This window comes from Neisseria sp. HMSC070F02, assembly GCF_001814225.1.
Taxonomy (GTDB): Bacteria; Pseudomonadota; Gammaproteobacteria; order Burkholderiales; family Neisseriaceae; genus Neisseria; species Neisseria meningitidis.
In genome coordinates, this window is sequence record NZ_KV815450.1 from 1 (window position 1) to 3,152 (window position 3,152).

General features: G+C 49.4%; 1 protein-coding gene. It reads left to right on the forward strand.

Features of this window, described 5'->3' with window-relative positions; translation table 11 throughout:
• The first annotated feature begins 713 nt into the window (after positions 1-713).
• Positions 714-2,942 (forward strand): type I secretion system permease/ATPase, encoded by a 2,229-nt coding sequence (locus HMPREF2959_RS07135; RefSeq protein WP_070696590.1) that lies wholly within the window; start codon positions 714-716, stop codon positions 2,940-2,942.
• Positions 2,943-3,152 lie beyond the last annotated feature (210 nt).

Sequence of the window (3,152 nt, forward strand, 5' to 3'; positions counted from 1 at the left end):
TGGTGTGGATTTAGGGCTAATCTAGTACAGCCCCTTATTTTTTAATGTTTTGTACTTTTCTTAAGCATCCCTCAGCTTGAAAATATAAAACTGCGTGTCTACCTGCCGAAAGTTCGCACCCTACACACGCAGGCTGCGCTTGTTTTTTGGGATGTAGGGTAGGCATTTATGCCCACACGGTTTCAGGCTGCCTTGAAATATGAAACGCGTGGGGCAGCAAGTGCCCACCCTACGCTTGCTCCATAAGACATAATCAACTGTGCAATAAATTGTATAAGAGGATTATATTTGTACATAATTTTTATCTCTATGTTTCTGATTGGTTTATGATATTCGAAGCCTCCTTAGAATTTAAGTAGATAGTTTTCCTTGTCACTTCGCGCGTTGCTTGTCATTGATAATAAGTCACTTTACTCCTTTCTTGAAATTTACTCCTTTCTTGAAAAATCGTCAAGAACAGTTATCAATCTTTAAAATCTATTTAAAACAAAAATATACAGATATTTCAGGCTGCCTGAAACACAAAAAATAACATTACCCGACCGCAACAGAGTTCGGAGCAGCCTGCACCTTAACCCTGTGCCTTAACGGTATGCAGGAGGCACGAGAGGTGCGAGGCATCCTCATCTAACTCGATTCCTAAGCCGTTTTACCTTCCTGAAACGAGAACTTTTCCATACTTTCTCTTTACAATTCCCATATATATCCTTACAATGCGTTCTGCTGTTTTATTTATATATTTCTTTCTACTTAATATATTCCTTTTCCAGCCAGCCGTTATCCACATCCAATCTAACTATATTTTATTTATGTCTATCGTATCCGCACCGCTCCCCGCCCTTTCCGCCCTCATCATCCTCGCCCATTACCACGGCATTGCCGCCAATCCTGCCGATATACAGCATGAATTTTGTACTTCCGCACAGAGCGATTTAAATGAAACGCAATGGCTTTTGGCCGCCAAATCTTTGGGATTGAAGGCAAAGGTAGTCCGCCAGCCTATTAAACGTTTGGCTATGGCGACTTTACCCGCATTGGTATGGTGTGATGACGGCAACCATTTTATTTTGGCCAAAACAGACGGTGAGGGTGAGCATGCCCAATTTTTGATACAGGATTTGGTTACGAATAAGTCTGCGGTATTGTCTTTTGCCGAATTTTCTAACAGATATTCGGGCAAACTGATATTGGTTGCTTCCCGCGCTTCGGTATTGGGCAGTTTGGCAAAGTTTGACTTTACCTGGTTTATTCCGGCGGTAATCAAATACCGCCGGTTGTTTTTTGAAGTATTGGTGGTGTCGGTGGTGTTGCAGCTGTTTGCGCTGATTACGCCTCTGTTTTTCCAAGTGGTGATGGACAAGGTGCTGGTACATCGGGGATTCTCTACTTTGGATGTGGTGTCGGTGGCTTTGTTGGCGGTGTCGCTGTTTGAGATTGTGTTGGGCGGTTTGCGGACGTATCTGTTTGCACATACGACTTCACGTATTGATGTGGAATTGGGCGCGCGTTTGTTCCGGCATCTGCTTTCCCTGCCTTTATCCTATTTCGAGCACAGACGAGTGGGTGATACGGTGGCTCGGGTGCGGGAATTGGAGCAGATTCGCAATTTCCTGACCGGTCAGGCGCTGACTTCGGTGTTGGATTTGGCGTTTTCGTTTATCTTTCTGGCGGTGATGTGGTATTACAGCTCCACTCTGACTTGGGTGGTATTGGCTTCGTTGCCTGCCTATGCGTTTTGGTCGGCATTTATCAGTCCGATACTGCGGACGCGTCTGAACGATAAGTTCGCGCGCAATGCAGACAACCAGTCGTTTTTAGTAGAAAGCATCACTGCGGTGGGTACGGTAAAGGCGATGGCGGTGGAGCCGCAGATGACGCAGCGTTGGGACAATCAGTTGGCGGCTTATGTGGCTTCGGGATTTCGGGTAACGAAGTTGGCGGTGGTCGGCCAGCAGGGGGTGCAGCTGATTCAGAAGCTGGTGACGGTGGCGACGTTGTGGATTGGCGCACGGCTGGTAATTGAGGGCAAGCTGACGGTGGGGCAGCTGATTGCGTTTAATATGCTCTCGGGACAGGTGGCGGCGCCTGTTATCCGTTTGGCGCAGTTGTGGCAGGATTTCCAGCAGGTGGGGATTTCGGTGGCGCGTTTGGGGGATATTCTGAATGCGCCGACCGAGAATGCGTCTTCGCATTTGGCTTTGCCCGATATCCGGGGGGAGATTACGTTCGAACATGTCGATTTCCGCTATAAGGCGGACGGCAGGCTGATTTTGCAGGATTTGAACCTGCGGATTCGGGCGGGGGAAGTGCTGGGGATTGTGGGACGTTCGGGGTCGGGCAAATCCACACTCACCAAATTGGTGCAGCGTCTGTATGTACCGGAGCAGGGACGGGTGTTGGTGGACGGCAACGATTTGGCTTTGGCCGCTCCTGCCTGGCTGCGGCGGCAGGTCGGCGTGGTCTTGCAGGAGAATGTGCTGCTCAACCGCAGCATACGCGACAATATCGCGCTGACGGATACGGGTATGCCGCTGGAACGCATTATCGAAGCAGCCAAACTGGCGGGCGCACACGAGTTTATTATGGAGCTGCCGGAAGGCTACGGCACCGTGGTGGGCGAACAAGGGGCCGGCTTGTCGGGCGGACAGCGGCAGCGTATTGCGATTGCCCGCGCGTTAATCACCAATCCGCGCATTCTGATTTTTGATGAAGCCACCAGCGCGCTGGATTATGAAAGTGAACGAGCGATTATGCAGAACATGCAGGCCATTTGCGCCAACCGGACGGTGCTGATTATCGCCCACCGTCTGTCCACCGTTAAAACGGCACACCGGATCATTGCCATGGATAAAGGCAGGATTGTGGAAGCGGGAACACAGCAGGAATTGCTGGCGAAGCCGAACGGATATTACCGCTATCTGTATGATTTACAGAACGGGTAGAAGGCGGGGGATGGGCGTGTAGGCTGCTTTTTTCGTAACGTTCTGCGTTTTCAGACCGTCGTTTACTGGGTTTACTGACTGAAATGAAACCAAAGTGCAGGCTGCCGGAAAGACTTTTTCTGTCTTTTTAGGCAGCCTGCACTTCTTTTTCACTCATCTAGAGACCTTTGCAAAAATCCCCAAAATCCCCTAAATTCCCACCAAGACATT